Source organism: Brachybacterium sp. sponge (assembly GCF_001613775.1).
GTDB classification, from domain to species: domain Bacteria; phylum Actinomycetota; class Actinomycetes; order Actinomycetales; family Dermabacteraceae; genus Brachybacterium; species Brachybacterium conglomeratum.
In genome coordinates, this window is record NZ_LRMP01000003.1 from 228170 (window position 1) to 250321 (window position 22152).

At 72.6% G+C, this 22152-nt stretch carries 21 protein-coding genes; 20 read left to right on the forward strand and 1 reads right to left on the reverse strand.

Going from position 1 to position 22152, the window contains the following annotated elements; all coding sequences use genetic code 11:
• Position 1 precedes the first annotated feature (1 nt).
• The 20 genes from thrC to A4A78_RS13950 all read left to right on the forward strand — a co-directional run bounded on the left by thrC (position 2) and on the right by A4A78_RS13950 (position 20779).
• Positions 2-1060: a threonine synthase gene (gene thrC / locus A4A78_RS13855; RefSeq protein WP_062950275.1), complete on the forward strand. Its 1059-nt coding sequence runs from the start codon at positions 2-4 to the stop codon at positions 1058-1060.
• On the forward strand, positions 1057-1971 hold the full coding sequence (thrB, locus tag A4A78_RS13860) for a homoserine kinase (RefSeq protein ID WP_062950277.1): 915 nt from the start codon (positions 1057-1059) through the stop codon (positions 1969-1971). Before thrC ends, thrB begins: the two co-directional genes overlap by 4 nt.
• Before the next feature lie 341 nt (positions 1972-2312).
• A complete protein-coding gene (gene rho / locus A4A78_RS13865; RefSeq protein ID WP_062950278.1) occupies positions 2313-4475 on the forward strand; it encodes a transcription termination factor Rho in 2163 nt (720 codons plus the stop codon).
• Positions 4476-4747: 272 nt separating this feature from the next.
• Positions 4748-6766 (forward strand): aldo/keto reductase, encoded by a 2019-nt coding sequence (locus A4A78_RS13870; protein WP_062950280.1) that lies wholly within the window; start codon positions 4748-4750, stop codon positions 6764-6766.
• Entirely contained in the window at positions 6763-7743 is a 981-nt protein-coding gene (locus A4A78_RS13875; protein WP_062950282.1) for a LacI family DNA-binding transcriptional regulator, read from the forward strand. The genes A4A78_RS13870 and A4A78_RS13875 overlap by 4 nt, the downstream gene beginning before the upstream one ends.
• Before the next feature lie 191 nt (positions 7744-7934).
• On the forward strand, positions 7935-8147 hold the full coding sequence (rpmE, locus tag A4A78_RS13880) for a 50S ribosomal protein L31 (protein WP_010549604.1): 213 nt from the start codon (positions 7935-7937) through the stop codon (positions 8145-8147).
• Positions 8148-8290: 143 nt separating this feature from the next.
• Positions 8291-9427 (forward strand): peptide chain release factor 1, encoded by a 1137-nt coding sequence (gene prfA / locus A4A78_RS13885; RefSeq protein ID WP_062950284.1) that lies wholly within the window; start codon positions 8291-8293, stop codon positions 9425-9427.
• Positions 9424-10422 carry a peptide chain release factor N(5)-glutamine methyltransferase gene (prmC, locus tag A4A78_RS13890; RefSeq protein ID WP_082835347.1) on the forward strand — a complete coding sequence of 333 codons (999 nt, stop codon included), beginning with the start codon at positions 9424-9426 and terminating at the stop codon, positions 10420-10422. Before prfA ends, prmC begins: the two co-directional genes overlap by 4 nt.
• Positions 10419-11504, forward strand: coding sequence for an L-threonylcarbamoyladenylate synthase (locus A4A78_RS13895; RefSeq protein WP_062950286.1), 1086 nt, complete (start codon positions 10419-10421; stop codon positions 11502-11504). Before prmC ends, A4A78_RS13895 begins: the two co-directional genes overlap by 4 nt.
• Positions 11501-12625, forward strand: a complete 1125-nt coding sequence (locus A4A78_RS13900; protein WP_062950288.1) for a glycosyltransferase family 4 protein — start codon at positions 11501-11503, stop codon at positions 12623-12625. Before A4A78_RS13895 ends, A4A78_RS13900 begins: the two co-directional genes overlap by 4 nt.
• A complete protein-coding gene (locus A4A78_RS13905) occupies positions 12609-13088 on the forward strand; it encodes a hypothetical protein (RefSeq protein WP_062950290.1) in 480 nt (159 codons plus the stop codon). The genes A4A78_RS13900 and A4A78_RS13905 overlap by 17 nt, the downstream gene beginning before the upstream one ends.
• 365 nt (positions 13089-13453) lie before the next feature.
• The gene (gene atpB / locus A4A78_RS13910) at positions 13454-14116 is read left to right on the forward strand and encodes a F0F1 ATP synthase subunit A (protein ID WP_231881058.1); all 663 of its coding nucleotides are present in this window, start codon (positions 13454-13456) and stop codon (positions 14114-14116) included.
• Between the two features lie 76 nt (positions 14117-14192).
• Positions 14193-14423 carry an ATP synthase F0 subunit C gene (atpE, locus tag A4A78_RS13915; protein ID WP_062950299.1) on the forward strand — a complete coding sequence of 77 codons (231 nt, stop codon included), beginning with the start codon at positions 14193-14195 and terminating at the stop codon, positions 14421-14423.
• Positions 14424-14433: 10 nt separating this feature from the next.
• Complete coding sequence (locus A4A78_RS13920) at positions 14434-14979, forward strand: F0F1 ATP synthase subunit B (RefSeq protein WP_062950301.1); 546 nt, start codon at positions 14434-14436, stop codon at positions 14977-14979.
• Positions 14980-14988: 9 nt separating this feature from the next.
• Positions 14989-15804 carry a F0F1 ATP synthase subunit delta gene (locus A4A78_RS13925; RefSeq protein ID WP_062950303.1) on the forward strand — a complete coding sequence of 272 codons (816 nt, stop codon included), beginning with the start codon at positions 14989-14991 and terminating at the stop codon, positions 15802-15804.
• An 82-nt stretch (positions 15805-15886) separates the two neighbouring features.
• Positions 15887-17512: a F0F1 ATP synthase subunit alpha gene (atpA, locus tag A4A78_RS13930; RefSeq protein ID WP_062950305.1), complete on the forward strand. Its 1626-nt coding sequence runs from the start codon at positions 15887-15889 to the stop codon at positions 17510-17512.
• Positions 17513-17584: 72 nt separating this feature from the next.
• Positions 17585-18499, forward strand: a complete 915-nt coding sequence (locus tag A4A78_RS13935; RefSeq protein ID WP_062950307.1) for a F0F1 ATP synthase subunit gamma — start codon at positions 17585-17587, stop codon at positions 18497-18499.
• 62 nt (positions 18500-18561) lie between these two features.
• On the forward strand, positions 18562-20034 hold the full coding sequence (atpD, locus tag A4A78_RS13940; RefSeq protein ID WP_053917592.1) for a F0F1 ATP synthase subunit beta: 1473 nt from the start codon (positions 18562-18564) through the stop codon (positions 20032-20034).
• Entirely contained in the window at positions 20031-20312 is a 282-nt protein-coding gene (locus tag A4A78_RS13945; protein WP_053917593.1) for a F0F1 ATP synthase subunit epsilon, read from the forward strand. The genes atpD and A4A78_RS13945 overlap by 4 nt, the downstream gene beginning before the upstream one ends.
• 17 nt (positions 20313-20329) lie before the next feature.
• Positions 20330-20779, forward strand: coding sequence for a DUF2550 family protein (locus tag A4A78_RS13950; protein WP_062950309.1), 450 nt, complete (start codon positions 20330-20332; stop codon positions 20777-20779).
• A gap of 105 nt (positions 20780-20884) precedes the next feature.
• Here A4A78_RS13950 and A4A78_RS13955 read toward each other — a convergent pair whose 3' ends face one another.
• Positions 20885-22123, reverse strand: coding sequence for an N-acetylglucosamine-6-phosphate deacetylase (locus A4A78_RS13955; protein WP_062950311.1), 1239 nt, complete (start codon positions 22121-22123; stop codon positions 20885-20887).
• Between the last annotated feature and the right edge of the window lie 29 nt (positions 22124-22152).

Here is a 22152-nt window from a genome sequence, read left to right on the forward strand (position 1 = left end):
CATGGCCCATCAGTGGCGCGGCGTCCTCGCCGAGTACCGCGAGCACCTGCCCTTCGAGGAGGGTGACACCCTGCTGACCCTCGGGGAGGGCGGCACCCCGCTGGTCCCCGCCCCCGCGCTCTCCGAGCGCGTCGGCGCCGAGGTGCACGTGAAGGTCGAGGGCATGAACCCGACCGGCTCCTTCAAGGACCGCGGCATGGTCTCGGCGATGTCGCGGGCCGTCAGCGACGGCGCGACCGCGGTGGTGTGCGCCTCGACCGGCAACACCTCCGCCTCCGCCGCGGCCTACGCGACCGCGGCCGGCATCACCTGCGCGGTGCTGATCCCGCAGGGCAAGATCGCCGCGGGCAAGCTCGCCCAGGCCGTGGTGCACGGCGCGAAGCTGATCCAGGTCGACGGCAACTTCGACGACTGCCTCGAGATCGCCCGCAAGCTCGATGCGGAGCACCCGATCGAGCTGGTGAACTCCGTGAACCCTTTCCGACTGCAGGGGCAGAAGACCGCCGCCTTCGAGGTCGCCGACGCGCTGGGCCGCGCCCCCGACATCCACGTCCTGCCCGTCGGCAACGCCGGGAACATCTCCGCCTACTGGATGGGCTACAAGGAGTACCGCGAGAAGGGGATCACCGACTCGCTGCCGGCGATGTGGGGCTTCCAGGCCGCGGGCGCCGCCCCCTTCGTCGCCGGACACCCGATCGCCGACCCCGAGACGATCGCGACCGCGATCCGCATCGGCGCCCCCGCCTCCTGGCACCTGGCCGTCGAGGCCCGCGACGACTCCGGCGGCCTGATCGACGCGGTCTCCGACCAGCAGATCCTCGACGCCCAGAAGCTGCTCGCCGGCGAGGTGGGGATCTTCGTGGAGCCGGCCTCCGCCGCGGGCGTGGCCGGGCTGCTGCAGCAGGCCGAGCGCGGGCAGGTGCCCGCCGGTGCGACGATCGCGATCACCGTGACCGGCAACGGCCTGAAGGACACCGACACCGCCCTCACCCAGCACGACCTCACCCCGACGGTGGTGCCGGTGGACATCGCGGCGGCCGCGGAGGCCATCGGACTGTGAGGATCCAGCACACGCAGGTTTCCGTGCAGGTCCCCGCGACCTCCGCGAACCTCGGCCCGGGCTTCGACACCCTGGGCATGGCGCTGGACCTGTGCGACGAGCTGAGCGTCCGCGCGACCACCGGCGGTCTCGAGATCACCGTCGACGGCGAGGGCGCGGGCTCCGTGCCCCACGGCGAGGAGCACCTGGTGGTGCGGGCCCTGCGACGCGGCCTCGACCACGCCGGCGCTCCCCAGAGCGGGCTGGCCCTGCACGCCGTGAACCGGATCCCGCACGGCCGCGGCCTGGGCTCGAGCGCCGCGGCGACCGTGGCAGGGCTCCTGCTCGCCCGCGGGATGGTCTCGGAGCCGGAGGCGCTCGACGACGAGACGGTGCTCCAGCTCGCCACCGAGTTCGAGGGCCACCCCGACAACGCCGCGCCCGCGCTGCTGGGCGGGCCGGTGCTCTCCTGGATGCAGGGACCTCTCGCGCGGGCGGTGCCGCTGCGCCACGCCGCCGAGGTGCTGCGCCCCGTGGTGCTGCTGCCCACCGCGACGCTGTCCACCCACCGGGCGCGGGGCCTGCTGCCCGCGGAGGTGCCGCACGCCGACGCAGTGTTCAACGCCTCGCGGGCCGCGCTGCTGGTCCACGCCCTGGCCGGGGCGCCGGAGCTGCTGATGGAGGCGACCGAGGACCGGCTCCACCAGGAGCAGCGCGCCCCCGGCATGCCCGAGAGCGTCGAGCTGATGCGGGTGCTGCGCCAGGAGGGCCATCCCGCGGTGATCTCGGGCGCCGGCCCCTCCGTGCTCGTGATGGCGGGCAGCCGCCGCGAGCTCGCACCGCTGGTGCGCCGCTTCGTCCGCGACCCCGCGGGCTGGCGGATCGCCGAGGTGGCGCTGCGTGAGCAGCCCTCCGCCCCTGTGGTAGGTTGACCCTGCGTCCAGGCGACATCGCACGACGCTGATCCCTGCACCATGGTCCCCTCGGGGGATCCTCTGCGCAGATCTCCGCGCCCCGATGTGCTCGCTGAGCTGTCTCTCCGAGCAGCGCCGCGCACGGTCCCCGCATCTCCTCGTCGAGATGCCCCATGGGTCCGTTCGCCGCCCTCGACGCACCCCGAAGCACACCGGCAGGTCGGTCGCGGATGCCCCGCACCGCGGACGAACCCCCTGCACGGACCCGCCGCCGCAGCGCCCGGGCACGTTCCCCGGCCCTGAGCGGCATCCAGACCAGACATGAACCGGCGCGGCCGGTTCGACAGGAAGGAACCCGGGTGAACGACACCACCTCCGGCGCGGACCTCGCGGCGAAGAAGCTCCCCGAGCTGCAGGCCATGGCCGCCGAGCGCGGCATCAAGGGTGCCCGGCGACTGCGCAAGGGCGAGCTGATCGAGGCGCTCCGTGGGGGAGCGGTCCCCGCCTCGGCCGGCGCCTCCGCCCCTGCTCAGAGCGCCCCGGCGCCCGCCGCGGAGCCTGCCGCTCCGACGTCGGCCGTCTCGACGCCCGCCGCCTCGGCACCCGCCGACGCCGCCTCCGCTCCCGAGGCCGCCGGCACGTCCGACGCGGCCTCCGAGCGTCCCCGCAACCGCTCCCGCTCCCGCAGCACCCGCGAGGCCTCCGCCCCCGAGGCGACCGCCCCCGATCTGGCCATCGAGCTGCCCGACCGCAGCGCCGCCCGCGAGGACTCGGGCACGCAGCAGGGCGGCCGCGGCCGCCGCGGTGACCAGCAGGACCAGGGCGGACGCGACCAGCAGAACCGCGACCAGCAGGGCCGCGACCAGCAGGGCCGCGACCAGCAGGGCCGCGACCAGCAGGGCCGCGACCAGCACGGTCGTGATCAGCAGAATCGCGACCAGCAGCAGCAGCGCGGCGGCCAGGGCCGCGGCGAGCAGCAGAACCGCGACGGCCAGCAGAGCCGTGACGGTCACCAGAGCCGTGACGGCCAGCAGAACCGCGACGGTCAGCAGAATCGCGGCCGGAACAACGAGCAGGGCGGGTCCCCGCGCCGCCGCCTCGAGGACATCGAGCTTCCCGACCGATCGGGCGAGCAGCAGGACGGCCAGGGCGGCGACGGCTACGACGACGACCGCCGCGGTCGCTCGCGCAGCCGCAGCCGCTCGCGCGACCGCAAGCGCCGCGGCCGCGGCGGCGAGCAGGGCGGTCAGGGCGGCCAGAACCAGCAGGGCGGTCAGGGCTCGCAGGACGACAACGAGGTCCGCGAGGGCGACGAGCTGATGACCATCGCGGGCATCCTCGACATCCGCGACAACCACGCCTACGTGCGCACCACCGGCTACCTGCCCGGCCCGAGCGACGTCCATGTGACGATGAACCAGGTCCGCAAGTACGGCCTGCGCAAGGGCGATGCCGTGACCGGCCAGGTCAAGGCTCCCCGCGAGGGCGAGGAGCAGCACGTCGAGCAGGTCCAGCACCACGGCGGCGGCCGCAACCGCCGCGGCAAGGGCGGCCAGAACCAGGGCAAGTTCGCCGCGCTCGTGCAGGTCGACACCGTCAGCGGCATGCCCGTCGAGCGGGCCCGCCAGCGGGTGGACTTCTCCAAGCTCACCCCGCTGTACCCGGACGAGCGTCTGCGCCTGGAGACCGCGCAGAACTCCGTCGCGCCGCGGATCATCGACCTCGTCTCGCCGATCGGCAAGGGCCAGCGTGGCCTCATCGTCGCGCCCCCGAAGGCCGGCAAGACGATCATCATGCAGCAGATCGCCAACGCGATCACCGCGAACAACCCCGAGGTCCACCTCATGGTCGTGCTCGTCGACGAGCGCCCCGAGGAGGTCACCGACATGCAGCGCACGGTCAAGGGCGAGGTCATCGCCTCGACCTTCGACCGCCCCGCCTCGGACCACACCATCGTCGCCGAGCTCGCGATCGAGCGCGCGAAGCGCCTGGTGGAGCTGGGCAAGGACGTCGTGGTGCTGCTGGACTCGCTCACCCGCCTCTCCCGCGCCTACAACCTCGCGGCCCCGGCCTCCGGTCGGATCCTCTCCGGCGGCGTGGACGCCTCGGCGCTGTACCCGCCCAAGCGCTTCTTCGGCGCGGCGCGCAACATCGAGCACGGCGGCTCGCTCACCATCCTCGCCTCGGCGCTGGTCGAGACCGGCTCGAAGATGGACGAGGTGATCTTCGAGGAGTTCAAGGGCACCGGCAACATGGAGCTGCGCCTGTCCCGCCACCTCGCCGACAAGCGGATCTTCCCGGCGGTGGACGTCAACGCCTCCGGCACCCGTCGCGAGGAGGTGCTGATGGGCAAGGACGAGCTCTCGATCATGTGGAAGCTGCGCCGGGTCCTCGGCGCCCTCGAGCAGCAGCAGGCGCTCGAGCTGCTGCTGGAGCGGGTCAAGAAGACCCAGTCCAACACCGAGTTCCTCATGACGGTCCAGAAGAACACCCCGAGCGTGGGGGCGCGCAGCGGCGACTGATCCCGCTGCCGCCACGGCCGACGGACGGGCTGGGACCGCTGCCCTGCGCAGCGGTCCCGGCCCGTCCGTGCGTGAGCGGTCGTTCCGGGGCGCGCCGTCCCGGCGGGGACGGGCGCATCCGATCCGGCGAGCTCCGGGGAAGCGCTTGTGACCGGTCGTCGGAGCGGCTACCGTAAGGGATAGTGAACGTTCACGACGAGCGGGCCCTCCAGGTCGCGTCGCCGAGCGTCCACGGCCGACGACGCCCGCCCCCATCGAAGGATCCCGCACCCATGAGCACCTCCTCCACCCCGTTCCGCTGGGCCGTCCTCGGCCCCGGGGCGATCGCCCGCCGCTTCGCCTCCCAGCTGCCCGACTCGGCCGAGGGCGTCCTCGTCGCCGTCGGCAGCAGCTCGCCCGAGCGGGCGGCCGCGTTCGCGGAGGAGTTCCCGCTCGAGGGCCCCGCGCTCGTGGGCGACTACGAGCAGGTCCTCGCCAGCGACGAGGTCGACGCCGTCTACGTCTCCACCGTGCACACCGGCCACGCCCGCCTCGCCGCCGCCGCCCTCGAGGCCGGCAAGCACGTGCTCGTCGAGAAGCCGCTGACCCCGAACTCCGGCACCACCATGGCGCTGCTCGACCTCGCCGCCCGCTCCGGGAAGGTGCTGCTCGAGGCGTACATGTACCGCTTCCACCCCCAGACCGTGCGGGTCCTCGAGCTCGTGGCCGAGGGCGCGATCGGCGAGCTCGTCCACGTCGACGCCTCCTTCGCCTTCGATACCGGATCCCGCAGCGGCCGCCTCTTCGACACCGCCACTGCCGGCGGCGGGATCCTCGACGTGGGCTGCTACCCGCTCTCGCTCGCCCGCTTCGTGGCCGGCGCCGCCGTGGGCCGTCCCTCCGTCGAGCCCGCCTCGCTCACCGGCCGCGGCACGATCGGGGAGACCGGGGTCGACGAATGGGCCGTCGCCGAGCTGAGCTTCCCCGGCGGCGCGACCGCCTCCCTGCGCACCGGCGTGCGCCTGGCCGATCCGCAGTCCGCGACGATCACCGGCTCCCGCGGGGTGATCCGCCTGTCGGACCCGTGGGGCCTCGGCGAGGAGCAGGTGATCGAGCTCGATGCGGTGGGGGAGGAGCCGCGCCGGCTCGAGATCCCCCGCGCCTCCGCCTACGCGCTGGAGGCCGATGCGCTCGTCCGCGCGGCCCGCGAGGGCGGTGAGGTCCCCGAGCTCACCGCCGAGAACTCGCTCGGCCAGGCCCGGGCCCTGGACGCCTGGCGCGAGGAGCTCTCGCTGCGCTTCCCCTTCGAGGCCGACACCGCCGACATCCCCACCCTCACCGGCCGGCCGCTGCAGGCCGGCAGCGTGCCCACCGGCGCCGGTGTCCCCATGGCCTACGGCAGCATCCCGGGCGTGGACAAGCAGGTCTCCCGCCTCGTGATGGGCTGCGACAACCAGATGAACCTCGCCCACGCCTCGGCGATGTTCGACGCCTTCTTCGAGATGGGCGGCACCACCTTCGACACCGCCTTTATCTACGGCGGCGGGTACATCGAGAAGCTCGTGGGGCAGTGGGTGCGCAACCGCGGCGTGCGCGAGGACGTCGTGATGATCACCAAGGGCGCGCACACCCCCCACTGCGATCCCGAGTCCCTCACCCGCCAGCTCGAGGAGTCCCTCGAGCGGCAGGGCACCGACTACGCGGACCTGTACATGATGCACCGCGACAACACCGACATCCCCGTCGGCGAGTTCGTGGACGTCATGGACGAGCACCTGCGTGCGGGCCGGATCCGCGCCTACGGCGGCTCGAACTGGACCCCGGAGCGGGTCGACGAGGCCAACGCCTACGCGAAGGCCAACGGCCGCACGGGCTTCACCATCCTCTCGAACCACTTCGGCCTCGCCGAGGCGCTGGACGTGCCGTGGGCGGGCTGCGTGCACGCCACCGATCCGGACTCCAAGGCCTGGCTCGAGGAGCGGGGCATCGCCCTCCTGCCCTGGTCCTCCCAGGCCAGGGGCTTCTTCACCGGCCGCGCCCACCCCGAGGACCGCTCGGACGCCGAGCTCGTGCGCTGCTACTACAGCGACGAGAACTTCGAGCGCCTCGCCCGCGCGGAGGAGCTCGGCGCCGAGCGCGGCGTGCCCGCCACCGCGATCGCGCTCGCCTTCGTGCTGCACCAGCAGTTCCCGACCTTCGCCCTGTTCGGGCCGCGCAGCATCGGCGAGATGCGCTCCTCGACCCTCGGACTCGGCGTCGAGCTCAGCGCCCAGGAGATGGCCTGGCTCGACCTGCGCTCCCCGTCCCGATGAGCAGGCAGGGCCGGCGGGCGACGATCATCGACGTCGCCGCCCGCGCCGGGGTCTCGCGGCAGACGGTCTCGCGGGCGCTGAACGACATGCCCGGCATCAGCGGCGAGACGCGCGAGAGGGTGCTCGCCGCCGCGAAGGAGCTGAACTACCGGCCCTCCCGCTTCGGGCGGGGGCTGGTCGAGCAGGGGCCGACGACGCTCGGCCTCGTCGTCGGCCGGCTCTCGAACACCTACTACGCGGAGCTCGGTGCGGCGGTGGTGCGCGCCTGCGCCCCGCACGGCTGGAACGTCGTCCTGGCCGAGGCGGACGACGCCCCGCAGCCCGAGAAGGTCGCCGCGGACCTCTCGCGTCGCGTGGACGCGCTGGTCGGCTACGGCGTGGCGACCGCCGGGATCCGCGGCGGCGGCATGCCGATCGTGCAGGTCGACGGCACGCCCGAGCAGATCGACCAGGCCGGCGTGCTCGAGCTGCCGCGCACGGGGGCGATGGCGGACCTCGCCGAGCACCTGCGGGAGCGGGGCGTGCGACGCCCCGTCGTGCTCGGCCACGGCACGCAGGAGACCGACGAGCGCACCCGCGCCCTCGTCGGCGCCCTGTCGGGCCTCGCCCCGGGCGGGGAGGTGCCCGTGCGCACCGTCCACCCCCACGAGGGGCACGAGGAGGCGCTGCCGGAGCTCCTCGCCGGGGGCACCGACGCGCTGGTCGCCTTCAACGACGAGCTCGCCGTGCGGATGCTGCGCGCCCTGCGCCGCTCCGGCATCGAGGTCCCCTCCCGGGTCCGCGTGACCGGGGTGGACGGCCTCGAGATCTCGACCCTGGTCTCCCCGGAGCTGACCACGCTCTCCCTGGACATCGACCGGGTCGCGCGGGAGGCCGTCGAGCTGGTCGCCGGGATGCTCGAGGGGACCGTGCCGCTGCGGGGCGAGGAGGCCCACCGCCGGGTCGACTACCGGCTCGTGGTGCGCGAGTCGACCTGAGCGCCCCGCAGGCGGGACTGCAGGGCGGGGCCCGCGCCCGACGGGCGCATCCGCCGTCGGCCGCTGCGATGTTGCGCACGCCGCACCGCGAGCCCTCGCCCCGCCCCGCCCCGGCGTGGCAGACTGTGACGTCGGTTCTGGTTCACGGCGCCCGCCGGGCACCGACCCAGCGACCCCGAGCAAGGAGAGACATGAAGGCTGACATCCACCCCGCATACGTCGAGACCCAGGTGACCTGCACCTGCGGCAACACGTTCACCACCCGCAGCACCAAGACCGACGGCGCCATCAGCACCGAGGTCTGCTCCGCGTGCCACCCCTTCTACACCGGCAAGCAGAAGATCCTGGACACCGGCGGCCGCGTCGCCCGCTTCCAGGCCCGCTACGGCAAGAAGAACTCCTGACCGGAGTGTCAGCGGCGAGGGTCACGGCCGCCTGCGCGGCCTGATCCACGCACAGCAGGTCTCCGACGCCGGTGCGCGCCCCAGGGCGTGCACCGGCGTCGTCGCGTGCAGGCGGGATCTGAAGGAACCGGGGAGGAGCACGGATGAGCGAGCACGAGGACGGCGACCGACTGGCGTCACTGCGCCGGGAGCACGCCTCCCTGCAGGAGTCGATGGCGGACCCGGCGCTGCACGACGACCCGGCCCGGGCCCGTCGCGTCGGCCGACGCTATGCGGAGCTCGAGGGGATCCTCGAGGCCGCGGACCGCGTGTCCTCCACCGCCGAGGACCTCGCCACCGCCCGTGAGCTCGCCGAGCTGGGGGAGGACGACGAGGAGCTCGCCGCCGAGACCGACCGGCTCGCCGAGCGGCTCGAGTCCGAGCGCGCGCACCTCGAGGACCTGCTCGCCCCCCGCGACCCCGACGACTCCCGCGACGTGATCCTGGAGATCAAGGCGGGCGCCGGCGGCGAGGAGTCCGCGCTGTTCGCCGCCGAGATGCTGCGGATGTACCGCTCCTTCGCGGAGGCCCGCGGCTGGCGGACCGAGGTGCTGACCTCCTCCGAGACCGAGCTCGGCGGCCTGAAGGACGTCACCGTCGCGATCGCCGCCCGCGGGGCCGGCGCACCGGGCGAGGGCGTCTACGCGCACCTCAAGCACGAGGCCGGGGTGCACCGCGTCCAGCGGGTCCCGGTCACCGAGTCCCAGGGCCGCATCCACACCTCCGCCGTCGGCGTGCTGGTGCTGCCAGAGGCGGACGAGACCGACGAGTCCGAGCTGCTGGCCGAGGCGATGGCGCCCGCGAACCTGCGCATCGACGTCTTCCGCTCCTCCGGCCCCGGCGGCCAGAGCGTGAACACCACCGACTCCGCCGTGCGGATCACGCACGTGCCCACCGGACTGGTGGTCTCCTGCCAGGACCAGAAGAGCCAGCTGCAGAACCGCGAGCAGGCCCTGCGGATCCTGCGCACCCGGCTGCTGGACGCGCGCCGCGCCGAGCAGGAGGCGGCCTCCTCCGCCGCGCGCCGCTCCCAGGTGCGCACCGTCGACCGCAGCGAGCGGATCCGCACCTACAACTTCCCCGAGTCGCGGGTCGCCGACCACCGCACCGGCTACAAGGCGAACAACCTCGCGCAGGTCCTCGCCGGCGACCTCGGTGAGCTGATCGACTCCTCCCGCCGCGCCGAGCGCGAGGCCCGGCTGGCCGAGGCGGCCCGCGAGGGCACGGAGGACCCGGCGTGAACGGCACGGCGGAGGGCGCCGAGCAGGCCCGGACCGACGGCGGGAGCCCCGGCGGCCAGGCACCGGGTGGAGAGGCTCCCGGGGGAGGGACCCCCGGAGGACGGACGCGCCTCCGCCTGCGCGCCGCCCTCGCCGGGACCACCGCGCGCCTCGGCGCGGCCGGCGTCCCCTCGCCGAGTGTCGACGCCCGGGCGCTGATCGCCCACGCCGCACGCACCGACCGGCCGCTCGTCCTGCTCGACGAGATCCCGGAGGACTTCGACGCGCGCCTCGAGGCCGCGACCGCACGGCGCGAGGCGCGCGAGCCGCTGCAGCTGATCCTCGGCCGCGCCCCGTTCCGCCGCCTCGAGCTGCGGGTGCGCCCCGGCGTGTTCATCCCGCGGCCGGAGACGGAGCTCGCCCTGGACCTGCTGCGCGAGCACGCGAACGGCCCGCTCGAGCAGATCGTGGACCTCTGCACCGGCAGCGGCGCGCTCGGCGCGGCCGTGCTCGACGAGCTGCCCGGCGCCCGCGTCCTGGCGGTCGAGGTCGACGGGGCCGCCGCGGAGCTCGCCGCCGAGAACCTCGAGCTCGCCGGCCCCGGCCGCGGCCGGGTGCTGCACGCCGACCTGCTGGGGGAGGTCCCGGAGCTCGCCGCCGCGGCCCCCGTCGACGCCGTGCTCTCGAACCCGCCCTACATCCCCGCCGGTGCCGTGCCCCAGGACCCCGAGGTCCTCGCGCACGACCCGCACCGCGCCCTGTTCGGCGGGGGAGAGGACGGTCTCGAGGTCCCGCGCGCCGTCGTGGACTGGGCGGCGCACCTGCTGCGACCCGGCGGACTGCTCGTGATGGAGCACGCCGACGTCCAGGGCGAGGCGACCCGCGACCTCGCCCGCGACCACGGCGGCTTCGAGGCGATCCTCACGGCCCCCGACCTCACCGGACGCGACCGCTTCCTGATCGCGCGCCGTCGTGGATCGGAGTCGCAGGACGGACATGGGAGACTGTCACGGTGAGCGTGCACGACACCCAGAACCCAGAAACCCGCGAGGACGCCCTCGCCGCCGCCGTCGACGCCGTGCGGGGCGGTGGCCTCATCGTCCTGCCGACCGACACCGTCTACGGGATCGGCGCCGATGCGTTCACCCCGCAGGCCGTGCAGGACCTGCTCGAGGCGAAGGGCCGCGGTCGCGACACCCCGCCGCCCGTGCTGATCGGCGACCACGCCGTGCTGATGGCGCTGGCGACCGACCTGCCCGAGTACGTCGAGGACCTCACCGACGCGCTCTGGCCCGGCGCCCTGACCATCATCCTCACCGCCCAGCCCTCCCTCACCTGGGACCTGGGCGAGACCCGCGGCACCGTCGCCCTGCGCATGCCGGAGGACGAGACCGCCCTCGAGCTGCTGCGCCGCACCGGCCCGCTCGCCGTCTCCAGCGCGAACCGCCACGGCAAGCCGGCGGCGACCTCCGTGCTCGACGCCGCGACCCAGCTCGGCGACGCGGTCGAGGTGTACCTCGACGGGGGCGCCGCCCGGATCGGCGCGAGCTCCACCATCCTCGACGCCACCGTCACGCCCGCCGAGATCGTGCGCGAGGGCGCCATCACCAAGCAGCAGATCATCGACGTGGTCGGCGACATCTTCACCGCCCCCGAGCCCGAGCCCTCCGAGGAGGAGCCCGAGGACGCGGCAGGGGAGCAGGGCGAGGGCGGCGAGACCGGGACCTCGACGGAGAGCGCCGAGGGTGCCGCGAGCGCGGGCGACCCCGACGCCGCGACCGCCGGCGAGGCCGACGGGGAAGACCCCGCCCCCTCCGTCCTCGACCTGCCCTCCGAGCCCGAGCTCGAGAGCGTCCCGCAGGGCCCGGCCGAGACGCCGCTGGGCGCCCCCGGCGAGGCCGCCGCCGCGCCGTCGGACCTCGCGCCCTCCGCTTCCGAGCCCGCCACCTCCGAGCCCTCGACCGCTGGATCCTCGACCTCCGAGTCGTCGGCCTCTGAGTCCCCGGCCTCCGAGTCCTCGGCCTCCGGGTCGACGGCCCCCGCGCCGGAGGACCGGCCGGACGACGGCCCCGCCCGCCCGGAGCACATGCCCGGGTGAGGATCTACCTGTTCCTGCTGCTGCTCGCGGCGGCGGTCACCTTCCTGGTGACGCCCGCGGTGCGGCTGCTGGCCCGGCGCGCCGGGGCGATGACCGCGGTGCGGGAGCGCGACGTCCACGACGCCGTCACCCCGCGCCTGGGAGGGCTGGCGATGCTCGCCGGCGTGGTCGCGGCGATGCTCATCGCGAGCAACGTGCCCTTCCTCGAAGGGCTCTTCCACGACTCCCGCCAGCCCTGGGCGATCCTCTCCGCCGCGGCGCTGGTGTGCTTGCTCGGCGCGGCCGACGACCGCTGGGACCTCGACTGGATGACCAAGCTCGCCGGCCAGGTGCTCGCCGCGCTGCTGCTCGCCTGGCAGGGGGTGAGCCTGGTGACCCTCCCGATCAACGGCATGACCGTCCTGTCGGGGCGCGCGGCGCTGATCCTCACGGTCCTCGTGGTGGTGGTCAGCATGAACGCCGTGAACTTCGTGGACGGCCTGGACGGCCTCGCCGCCGGGGTGATGGCGATCGGCGGCTCCGCCTTCTTCTACTACGCGTACATGCTCACGCGCGACACCTCGGCCTCCGACTACTCCTCGCTCGCCGCGCTGCTGACCGCCGTGATGATCGGGGCCTGTCTGGGCTTCCTGCCCCACAACCTCACCCGGGCCCGGATCTTCATGGGGGACTCGGGCTCGATGCTGCTGGGCCTGCTGCTCGCGGCCTCCACGATCGCGGTCACCGGCCAGGTCGACCCCGCGACCCTCTCCGGCGCAGACTTCTTCGGCCAGTTCCTGCCGATCCTGCTGCCGATCGGCGTGATGGTGATCCCCATCCTCGACTTCGGCCTCGCCGTGGTGCGACGGATCGGCTCGGGGAAGTCCCCCTTCCACGCCGACAAGGCGCACCTGCACCACCGCCTGCTGGGCCTGGGGCATTCCAAGCGCACCGCGGTGCTGATCATGTACACCTGGACGATCGTGATCTGCGTGGGCCTGCTGCTCCCGCTGATGGCCCCGCGGCACGTGGTCGGGATCTTCTGGGCGATCGGGATGCTCCTGGCCGTCCTGCTCACCTTCGACCCGCTCAGATGGCGGCCCGGCCGCCACCGGAAGGACTCCGATGCCCGCTCAGCCTGAGACCCCCGCCTCCTCGAGCCCGCGCTCCCCGCGGCGCGCCGCGAGCGACCGCTCCATGCAGCGCGCGACGCTGATCGCCGCCGGCGTCGGCCTTCTGGCCGACGGCGTCGTGCTCGCCCTCGCCGCGACCCGCCCCGAGAGCGCGGCCCTGTACGGGGCCCTCGTCGGCACCGCGCTGACGCTGGTGATCGTGCTCCCCACCGTCGCGATCTCCTTCGCCGGACCGCGGATGACCCCCGTGACGATGGCGGCGACAGTCCTTGGCTCCTGGGCGGTCAAGATGTTCGTTGTGATCCTGGTCCTACTCCTGGTCAGGGGTCAGGAGGCGCTGTCGGCGCCGTGGATCGGGATCGCACTGCTGGTCGGTGGCGTCTCGGCCATGCTCGTCGAGGCGAGCGTGCTCCTGAGGACCCGCCAGCCCCTCGACGTGGCCCCCGCCGACGACCCCTCGGGCCGCTCCTGACGCCCCTGCCGGGGAATGATCCTCTGTTATGCTTCCGGAGGTGCTCGAGCGCTGATCACGGTGCATAACCACGTGAGGCCCGACCACTGATCGACCACCCGGGACGCCGCGGCGTCGCCCATCGCTGCAGGCAATGGTGGCCGCAACCGGGTCGGCAGGATCGAGAATGACATCGAGGCCGCCACAGAGCTGTCGGCCCCAGACCACGGGAGATCGAGCTGAACACCGCAGACCTCAGCCCCACGCTGCACGCCGAGGGCGATTCGCTCTTCCACATCCCGACGCTGGACGAGTTCTTCCCCGACGCGATCCTCTTCGCGGGCACCCCGTTCGAGTTCAACCGCGTCCAGCTGGTGCGCCTGATCATGATCGCCGTCGTGCTGATCGTGCTGTGCATCATCGCCTCCCGCGCGAAGCTCGTCCCGGGCCGCTCCCAGAGCATCGTCGAGCTCCTCATCGAGTTCGTGAACGGCTCGATCATCAAGAACACGCTGGGACTGCGGCACGGCAAGCAGTTCGCGCCCTTCCTCATCACGCTGTTCTTCTTCCTGCTGACGATGAACATCTCCGGCGTCATCCCGGGCATGAACCTCGCCGGGACGTCCGTGATCGGGCTGCCGCTCCTCGCCGCGCTGTGGACCTTCGTGGTCTACGTCGTCGCGGGTGTGAAGAAGCGCGGCATCGCGGGCTACCTCAAGCACGAGACCGCCCCGCCCGGGCTGCCCAAGCCCATCTACCTGCTGCTCGTCCCGATCGAGTTCCTGCAGGTGGTGCTGATCCGCTGGGCATCGCTCACGATCCGACTGCTCGCGAACATGGTCGCCGGCCACATCATGATGGTCGTCTTCATCGGCCTCACCCACGGCCTGCTGTTCTCGGGCACCTGGCTGGTGGCGGTCTCGCCCTTCGCCGGGGCGCTGGCCATCGGCATCTACGGCTTCGAGATCTTCGTCGCCGCGCTGCAGGCCTTCATCTTCACCATCCTCGCCGCGGTGTACATCCAGATGGCCACCTCGGACGAGCACTGACCTGCCCCCGACCCACGAACCCCCCGACTGACCTGTCCGCCGCCCGCCCGGGCGGCACAACGAAAGGAAACCCCCTGTGGACCCGATGATCCTCTCTGAGCTCAACGGCAACGTCGCGTCGATCGGCTACGGCCTCGCTGCCATCGGCCCCGGCATCGGCATCGGCATCATCGTCGGCAAGACCGCCGAGGCGACCGCCCGCCAGCCCGAGCTCCGCGGCCAGCTCCAGTCCACCATGTTCATCGGTATCGCCTTCACCGAGATCCTGACGCTGCTGGCCATCGTCACCGGCCTGCTCTTCGGCTGAGGCTCACCCCATGATTCTTGCCGAAGGAGAGCAGACGGTACCCAGCTGGCGCCTTCTGGTCCCCATGCCCCAGGAGATCGTCTGGTCGCTCATCTTCCTGGTGATCTTCGCGCTGGTCTTCATGAAGTTCATCCTGCCGCGGCTCACCGCGGTGCTGGACGAGCGCGCAGAGAAGATCGAGGGCGGGCTCCGCAACGCGGAGAAGGTCCAGGAGCAGGTCGACCAGCTCAAGAGCGATCAGGAGCAGGAGCTCGCGGCGGCACGCCAGGAGGCGGCGTCCATCCGCGAGAAGGCCCGTGCCGATGGTCAGAAGATCATCGACGAGGCGCGCTCCCGCGCCGAGTCCGAGAGCGAGCGCGTGCTCACCGCGGGTCGTCAGCAGCTGAGCGCCGAGCGAATCTCCGCCGCGGCCGAGCTGCGCGGCGAGGTGGGAACCCTCGCCAGCGACCTCGCCTCGAAGATCGTCGGGGAGTCCCTCACCGACGACGAGCGCTCCCGCCGTGTGATCGACCGGTTCCTGGACGACCTCGAGTCGAGCCAGACCACCACCCGATAAGGACCCGTGATGCGAGGAACCTCCTCCACCTCCTTCGCCGAGGTGCTCCGCCAGGCCGAAGCCGCCTTCGCGGCCGACGGCGCTGCGCCGGAGACCGACGCCCAGGAGCTGTTCTCGGTGGCCGACGCCATCGATTCCAGCAACCAGCTCGTGCGCACCCTGTCCGATCCGGGCCGCCCCGTCGCGGTGAAGGAGCAGACCGTGCGCGCGCTGTTCGGCGGCCGCGTCGGCCCCCGCGCCCTCGAGCTCGCCCTCGAGGTCGTCCGCCGGCGCTGGTCCGAGCAGGAGGACATCCTCGATGCCCTCGAGCTGCTCGGCGTCTCGGCGCTGCTCCAGCAGGCGCACGCCGAGGGCGTGCTCGAGCAGGTCGAGTCGGAGCAGTTCGAGGTCGCGCGCATGATCGACGGCAGCGGTGAGCTCACCACGGCCCTCGACGACGCGCGGGAGAACCCCTCGCAGCGCGCGGCGCTCCTCACGCGGCTGCTGGAGGGTCGCACCCACCGCCTCACGGTCGCGCTCGCGGCCCGCGCGGTGGGACGTCGCACGGAGACCAAGCCCGCCCGCCGGATCGAGGAGTTCGCCCGCTTCGCCTCGGACCGCCGTCGTCGCGCCTTCGCGACGGTGCACAGCGCGGTCCCGCTCGACGAGACGCAGCAGGCACGGCTCGGGGCGGTCCTCGCCTCGATCTACGGCCGCGAGGTGCAGATGAACCTCCAGCACGACCCCGAGGTCGTGGGCGGTCTCCGGATCCAGGTCGGCGACGACCTCTACGACGCCACCGTGCTGGCCAGGCTCTCGCGGGCCCGGTCCTCGCTCGTGGCCTGACCCAGACCACGACGCCCCGGCGTCCCCAGCACTTACCAGACCATCCCCGTCACGGGGAGACCGAGAGGAAGCGAAGCAGCAGATGGCGGAGCTCACGATCAGCCCGGAGGAGATCCGGAACGCCCTGGACAGCGCAGTGTCCAGCTACCAGGCAGGCGCCACCGAGCGCGAGGAGGTCGGCCGCGTCAGCGAGGCCGCCGACGGCATCGCGCGCGTTGAGGGCCTCCCGAACGTCATGGCCAACGAGCTCGTCCGCTTCGAGGACGGCACCCTCGGCCTCGCCCTGAACCTCGAGCTGCGCGAGGTCGGCGTCGTCGTCCTCGGCGAGTTCAGCGGCATCGAGGAGGGCCAGCAGGTCCGCCGCACCGGCCAGGTGCTCTCGGTCCCCGTCGGCGACGGCTACCTCGGCCGCGTCGTGGACCCGGTCGGCGCCCCGATCGACGGCCTCGGCGAGATCGAGACCGTCGGCCGCCGCGCCCTCGAGCTGCAGGCGCCCGGCGTCATGCAGCGCAAGGCCGTCAAGGAGCCGATGCAGACCGGTCTGAAGGCCATCGACGCGATGACCCCGATCGGCCGCGGCCAGCGTCAGCTGATCATCGGCGACCGCCAGACCGGCAAGACCGCGATCGGCATCGACACGATCCTGAACCAGAAGGCCAACTGGGAGTCCGGCGACCCCTCGAAGCAGGTCCGCTGCATCTACGTCGCCGTCGGCCAGAAGGGCTCGACCATCGCCTCCGTGCGCGCCACCCTCGAGGAGGCCGGCGCGATGGAGTACACCACGATCGTCGCCGCCCCCGCCTCGGACCCCGCGGGCTTCAAGTACATCGCCCCCTACACCGGCTCGGCCATCGGCCAGCACTGGATGTACGAGGGCAAGCACGTCCTGATCGTCTTCGACGACCTCTCGAAGCAGGCCGAGGCCTACCGCGCCGTGTCGCTGCTGCTGCGCCGCCCGCCGGGCCGTGAGGCGTACCCCGGCGACGTGTTCTACCTGCACTCCCGCCTCCTCGAGCGCTGCGCGAAGCTCAGCGACGAGATGGGCGGCGGCTCGATGACCGGCCTGCCGATCATCGAGACCAAGGCGAACGACGTCTCGGCGTACATCCCGACCAACGTCATCTCGATCACCGACGGCCAGTGCTTCCTGCAGTCGGATCTGTTCAACGCGAACCAGCGCCCGGCGGTCGACGTCGGCATCTCGGTCTCCCGCGTCGGCGGCTCCGCGCAGACGAAGGCCATGAAGGCGGTCTCGGGCACCCTGAAGCTCTCGCTCGCGCAGTTCCGCGATCTCGAGGCCTTCGCGATGTTCGCCTCCGACCTGGACGCGGCCTCGAAGCAGCAGTTGCACCGCGGCGCGCGCCTGATGGAGCTGCTCAAGCAGTCGCAGTACTCGCCCTTCCCGATGGAGGAGCAGGTCGTCTCGATCTGGGCGGGCACCAAGGGCAAGTTCGACGACGTCGAGGTCGAGGACGTCCGCGACTTCGAGGCCCAGCTGCTGGAGCACCTGCGCCACAACGGAGGCGTGCTCGAGGCCATCCGCACCACCGGCAAGTTCGAGTCCTCGACCGAGGAGGAGCTCTCGAGCATCCTCGACCAGGTCAAGCAGGACTTCCTGGCCGGCAAGGGCGAGGGCGCCGCGCGCACCGACGAGAACGGGCGCATGGACGCCGGCGAGATCGAGCAGGAGCAGATCGTCCGAGGCTGATGCGAGCTGCCGCCGTCCCGCACGGGGCGGCGGCACCCGCCGGCCACGCACCGATCTCGCACGAGGAGAGCAATGGGAGCCCAGCAGAGGGTATACAAGCAGAGGATCCGCTCCGCCCAGGGGATGAAGAAGATCTTCAAGGCCAAGGAGATGGTCGCGGCCTCGCGCATCGCCAAGGCGCACGCCAGGGTGGAGGCGACCACGCCGTACGCCGAGGCGCTCACCCGCGCGATCGGCTCGGTGGCGACGCACTCCACGGAGATCTCGCACCCGTTCCTGGACAGCGAGCGGCACGAGACCGGCCGCGTCGGCATTCTGATGATCACCGCGGACCGCGGCATGACCGGCCCCTACTCGCACAACGTGATCCGGGCCGCCGAGCAGCTGGCCAACACGCTGCGCGACGAGGGCAAGACCCCCGTGATGTACGTCGTCGGCCTCAAGGGCGAGTCGTACTACCGGTTCCGCAACCGGCCCCCGCACCGCGCGTGGACGCCGTACAAGGAGAACGAGATCCCGGAGCTCGGGCGGGAGATCGCCGCGGCGCTGACCGAGGACCTCCTGAGCGAGGACCCGTCGGTCCACCTCGACGAGATGTACGTGGTCGGCACCCGCTTCGAGAGCCGCTTCCTCCAGCGCACCTCGTCCGTCCGCATGGTGCCGATGGGCCTGGTCGAGGCGGGGGAGGAGCAGGACACCCCGACGTTCCCGCTCTACGAGTTCGTGCCCGACGCGGACTCGGTGATCGAGGAGCTGCTGCCGCGGTACATCCGCTCGCGCATCACCAACATCCTGCTGCAGGCGATGGCCTCCGAGCACGCCTCCACGCAGCGTGCGATGAAGACCGCGACCGACAACGCCCAGACGCAGATCGACAAGTTCACCCGGCTGGCGAACTCCGCCCGCCAGGCGGAGATCACCCAGGAGATCACGGAGATCGTCGGCGGCGCCGACGCGCTCTCGGGATCCGGCCGCACCGAACGCTGAGACATCCGCCGACACATTGTGGCCGACCCCGCCCCAGCGTCGGCTCGACATGGAGAGAACACATGACCACCACCACTGACAGCCAGGCCCCCGTCGCCTCGGCGCCGACCGCCACCGGGCGCGTCGCGCGCGTCACCGGCGCCGTCGTCGACATCGAGTTCCCCCCGGGGAACATCCCCGACCTGTACAACGCGCTGACCATCCAGATCGAGGACACCGGCTCGGGCCTCGAGGCGTCGACCCTGACCCTCGAGACCGCCCAGCACCTCGGCGACGGCATGGTCCGCGGCATCGCGCTGAAGCCCACCGACGGCGTGGTCCGCGGCCAGGCCGTGACCGACACCGGCGCCCCGATCTCCGTGCCGGTGGGCGACGCGACCCTCGGCACCGTGTTCGACGTGATCGGCACCCCGCTGAACAAGCCCGCCGATCAGCTGCAGATCTCCGAGCGCTGGCCCATCCACCGCAAGGCCCCGAACTTCGACCAGCTCGAGTCGGCCACCCAGATGTTCGAGACCGGCATCAAGTCGATCGACCTGCTCACCCCGTACGTCAAGGGCGGCAAGATCGGCCTGTTCGGCGGTGCGGGCGTGGGCAAGACGGTGCTCATCCAGGAGATGATCTACCGCGTGGCCAACAACCACGACGGCGTGTCGGTCTTCGCGGGCGTCGGCGAGCGCACCCGTGAGGGCTGGGACCTCATCGAGGAGATGACCGAGTCCGGCGTCATCGAGAAGACCGCCCTGGTCTTCGGCCAGATGGACGAGCCGCCGGGCACCCGTCTGCGCGTCGCGCTCTCTGCCCTGACCATGGCCGAGTACTTCCGCGACGAGCAGGCGCAGGACGTGCTGCTGTTCATCGACAACATCTTCCGCTTCACGCAGGCGGGCTCCGAGGTCTCCACCCTGCTGGGCCGCATGCCCTCCGCGGTGGGCTACCAGCCGAACCTGGCCGACGAGATGGGCGTGCTCCAGGAGCGCATCACCTCGACGCGCGGCCACTCGATCACCTCGATGCAGGCGATCTACGTCCCGGCCGACGACTACACCGACCCGGCCCCGGCGACGACCTTCGCCCACCTCGACGCCACCACGGAGCTCTCGCGAGAGATCGCCTCGCGCGGCCTCTACCCGGCGATCGACCCGCTGGCCTCGACCTCGCGGATCCTCGACCCGCGCTACGTGGGCCAGGACCACTACGACACCGCGGTGCGCGTAAAGCAGATCCTCCAGCGCAACAAGGAGCTGCAGGACATCATCGCGATGCTGGGCGTGGACGAGCTGTCCGAGGAGGACAAGGTCATCGTCTCGCGCGCACGCCGCATCCAGCAGTTCCTCTCGCAGAACACCCACCTCGCCAAGCAGTTCACCGGCGTGGACGGCTCGGACGTCCCCATGAAGGACACCATCGAGGGCTTCAAGGGCATCTGCGACGGCGAGTTCGACCACATCACCGAGTCGGCCTTCTTCAACGTGGGCGGCATCGACATGGTGCTGGAGAACCAGCACCGCATCGACAAGGAGCTCGGCGCGTGAGTGCGCTCGAGGTCACCTTCGTCACCGCCGACCGGACCGTCTGGACCGGGCAGGCCTCGCAGGTGGTCGTGCCCGCGATCGACGGCTCGATGGGCATCCTGCCGCAGATGCAGCCGACGCTCGCGATCCTCGGCGACGGCGTGATCCGGATCCATGACCTGGACGGCCATGTCGACGAGCGCTCCGTCTCCGGCGGCTTCGTCTCCGTGGACTCGGACGTCGTGACCATCGGCGTCGACGACGCGGAGGCCCAGGCGCCGCACGCCGACCGGATCTGAGCGGCGGCGCATCGCAGATGGACGACAAGGGCATCCCGATCCTCCTGGTGGGGGTCGGGATGCTCGTCGTTCTGGTGGTGCTCGCAGTGCTGCTGGTCGCCCAGCGCCAGGTGCTGGGCTCGCGCACCCGGGGTGCCTTCGAGTGCTCGCTGCAACGGCGGGGGATCGTGGGCGGTGAGCGCTGGCAGCACGGCATGATGCGCTTCGGCACCGACCGCCTGCGCTGGTTCCGTGCGTTCTCGGTGCGGATCGGTCCCGAGGTCGTGATCCGCCGCGGTGAGATCGTCGAGGTGAACCGGCGCCGGCTCCCGGCCCGTGTCGAGGGCGGCCAGGATGCCTACCTGCTCGCCTTCACCCTGCGCGACCGCCGCGAGGTCCACGCGATCGTCGACCTCGTCCCGGGTGCGGCGCTGAACTCCTGGCTGGAGGCTGCGCCGACGGGGCTCGTCATCGGCGACGCGGACTGAGCAGAGCGGTCGGCGGCGGGGCCGAGCGGTCGGCGACGGGCCGGGCGGACTCGGGCGGCGCCGGCCCGGACGACCGGGCCGGACGAAGCCCCGGCAGGCTCGGCCTCAGACCTCGCGGCCGCCCCGCAGCACCGTGACCGGGCGCAGCGCCCGGTCCACCATCAGCACATCGGCCCGTCGACCGGTGGCGAGGGACCCGATCTCGTCCTGGAGCCCCAGCACCCGGGCAGGGACGGTCGAGGCCGCGCGCACCGCGGCGACCAGCTCGACGCCCGCCTCGAGCACGGCCAGGCGCAGCACCTCGACGAGGTGCGCGGTGCCGCCCGCGATCGCCCCGCCCTCGGTGAGCTTCGCGACGCCCTCCTCGACGGTGACGTCGAGCGCGCCGAGCCGGTAGCGGCCGTCGGCCATCCCGGCGGCGGCCATCGCGTCGGTGACCAGCACGACGCAGTCCTCGGCGGCGATCGAGAAGACGTGCGCGACGGTGCGCGCATCGAGGTGCACGCCGTCGGCTATCACCTCGACCACCATCTCCCCGCGCGAGGCGGCATCCAGCGCCGCGAGGGCCGGGCCCGGGTCGCGGTGGTGGATCGGGCGCATGCCGTTGAACAGATGGGTCGCCGTGGGCAGCGGGGAGCGCCCGCGGCGGCGACGCAGCGCCGCGATCGAGCGGTCGACGGCGCGGGTCATCTCCGCGCTGCCGCCGTCGGTGTGGCCGAGCGAGGGGACGGCGCCGCTGCTCGCGAGCGCGTCGATGACCTCGTCGGCCCCGGCGGCCTCGGGGGCGACGGTCATCGTCGCGAGAGCGCCGCCGGCGATCTCGGCGAGCTCGCGCACCAGCGCCGGGTCGCCGTCGGTGAGATGGGCGGGGTTCTGCGCCCCGCGGCGGGCCTCCGAGAGGAAGGGACCCTCGAGGTGGATCGCGGCGATCTCCCCGTCGCGATGGAGACCGGCGAGCTGGGCGACCTTCTCGCGCAGCGTCGCGGCGTCGGCGGTGACGAGGGAGGCGACGAGGGAGGTGGTGCCGTGCCGGCGGTGCTCGAGGACCGCGGCGAGCATCTCCTCGGCGCCCTCGGAGTCGGGGAAGGAGGCGCCGCCGCCGCCGTGGCAGTGCAGGTCCACCAGCCCCGGCAGGATCAGCCCGTCGTGCTCGAGGACGCGGCTGTCCTCGGGAAGGAGCTCGGCGGGCGCGTGGGCGGCGGGGCCGCCCCAGAGGATCCGCTCGCCGGCGCAGAGCACCAGGGCGTCGGGGACCAGCCCCTGCTCGAGCACGGCGGTGCCGCGCAGGACGAGATCCGCGGTCGGCGCGGAGAGGTCGGTCGGCATGGGCACGTCGGTGGGCATGCGCACTCCCGGAGTGGGACGGAGGGGAC

Coding starts and splice junctions, on each gene's coding strand:
- thrC (WP_062950275.1), top strand. CDS start 2: ATGGCCCATCAGTGGCGCGGCGTCCTCGCCGAGTACCGCGAGCACCTG.
- A4A78_RS13870 (WP_062950280.1), top strand. CDS start 4,748: ATGAGCACCTCCTCCACCCCGTTCCGCTGGGCCGTCCTCGGCCCCGGG.
- A4A78_RS13875 (WP_062950282.1), top strand. CDS start 6,763: ATGAGCAGGCAGGGCCGGCGGGCGACGATCATCGACGTCGCCGCCCGC.
- rpmE (WP_010549604.1), top strand. CDS start 7,935: ATGAAGGCTGACATCCACCCCGCATACGTCGAGACCCAGGTGACCTGC.
- prfA (WP_062950284.1), top strand. CDS start 8,291: ATGAGCGAGCACGAGGACGGCGACCGACTGGCGTCACTGCGCCGGGAG.
- A4A78_RS13905 (WP_062950290.1), top strand. CDS start 12,609: ATGCCCGCTCAGCCTGAGACCCCCGCCTCCTCGAGCCCGCGCTCCCCG.
- atpB (WP_231881058.1), top strand. CDS start 13,454: ATGATCGCCGTCGTGCTGATCGTGCTGTGCATCATCGCCTCCCGCGCG.
- A4A78_RS13920 (WP_062950301.1), top strand. CDS start 14,434: ATGATTCTTGCCGAAGGAGAGCAGACGGTACCCAGCTGGCGCCTTCTG.
- A4A78_RS13925 (WP_062950303.1), top strand. CDS start 14,989: ATGCGAGGAACCTCCTCCACCTCCTTCGCCGAGGTGCTCCGCCAGGCC.
- atpA (WP_062950305.1), top strand. CDS start 15,887: ATGGCGGAGCTCACGATCAGCCCGGAGGAGATCCGGAACGCCCTGGAC.
- A4A78_RS13935 (WP_062950307.1), top strand. CDS start 17,585: ATGGGAGCCCAGCAGAGGGTATACAAGCAGAGGATCCGCTCCGCCCAG.
- atpD (WP_053917592.1), top strand. CDS start 18,562: ATGACCACCACCACTGACAGCCAGGCCCCCGTCGCCTCGGCGCCGACC.
- A4A78_RS13950 (WP_062950309.1), top strand. CDS start 20,330: ATGGACGACAAGGGCATCCCGATCCTCCTGGTGGGGGTCGGGATGCTC.
- A4A78_RS13955 (WP_062950311.1), bottom strand. CDS start 22,123: ATGCCCACCGACGTGCCCATGCCGACCGACCTCTCCGCGCCGACCGCG.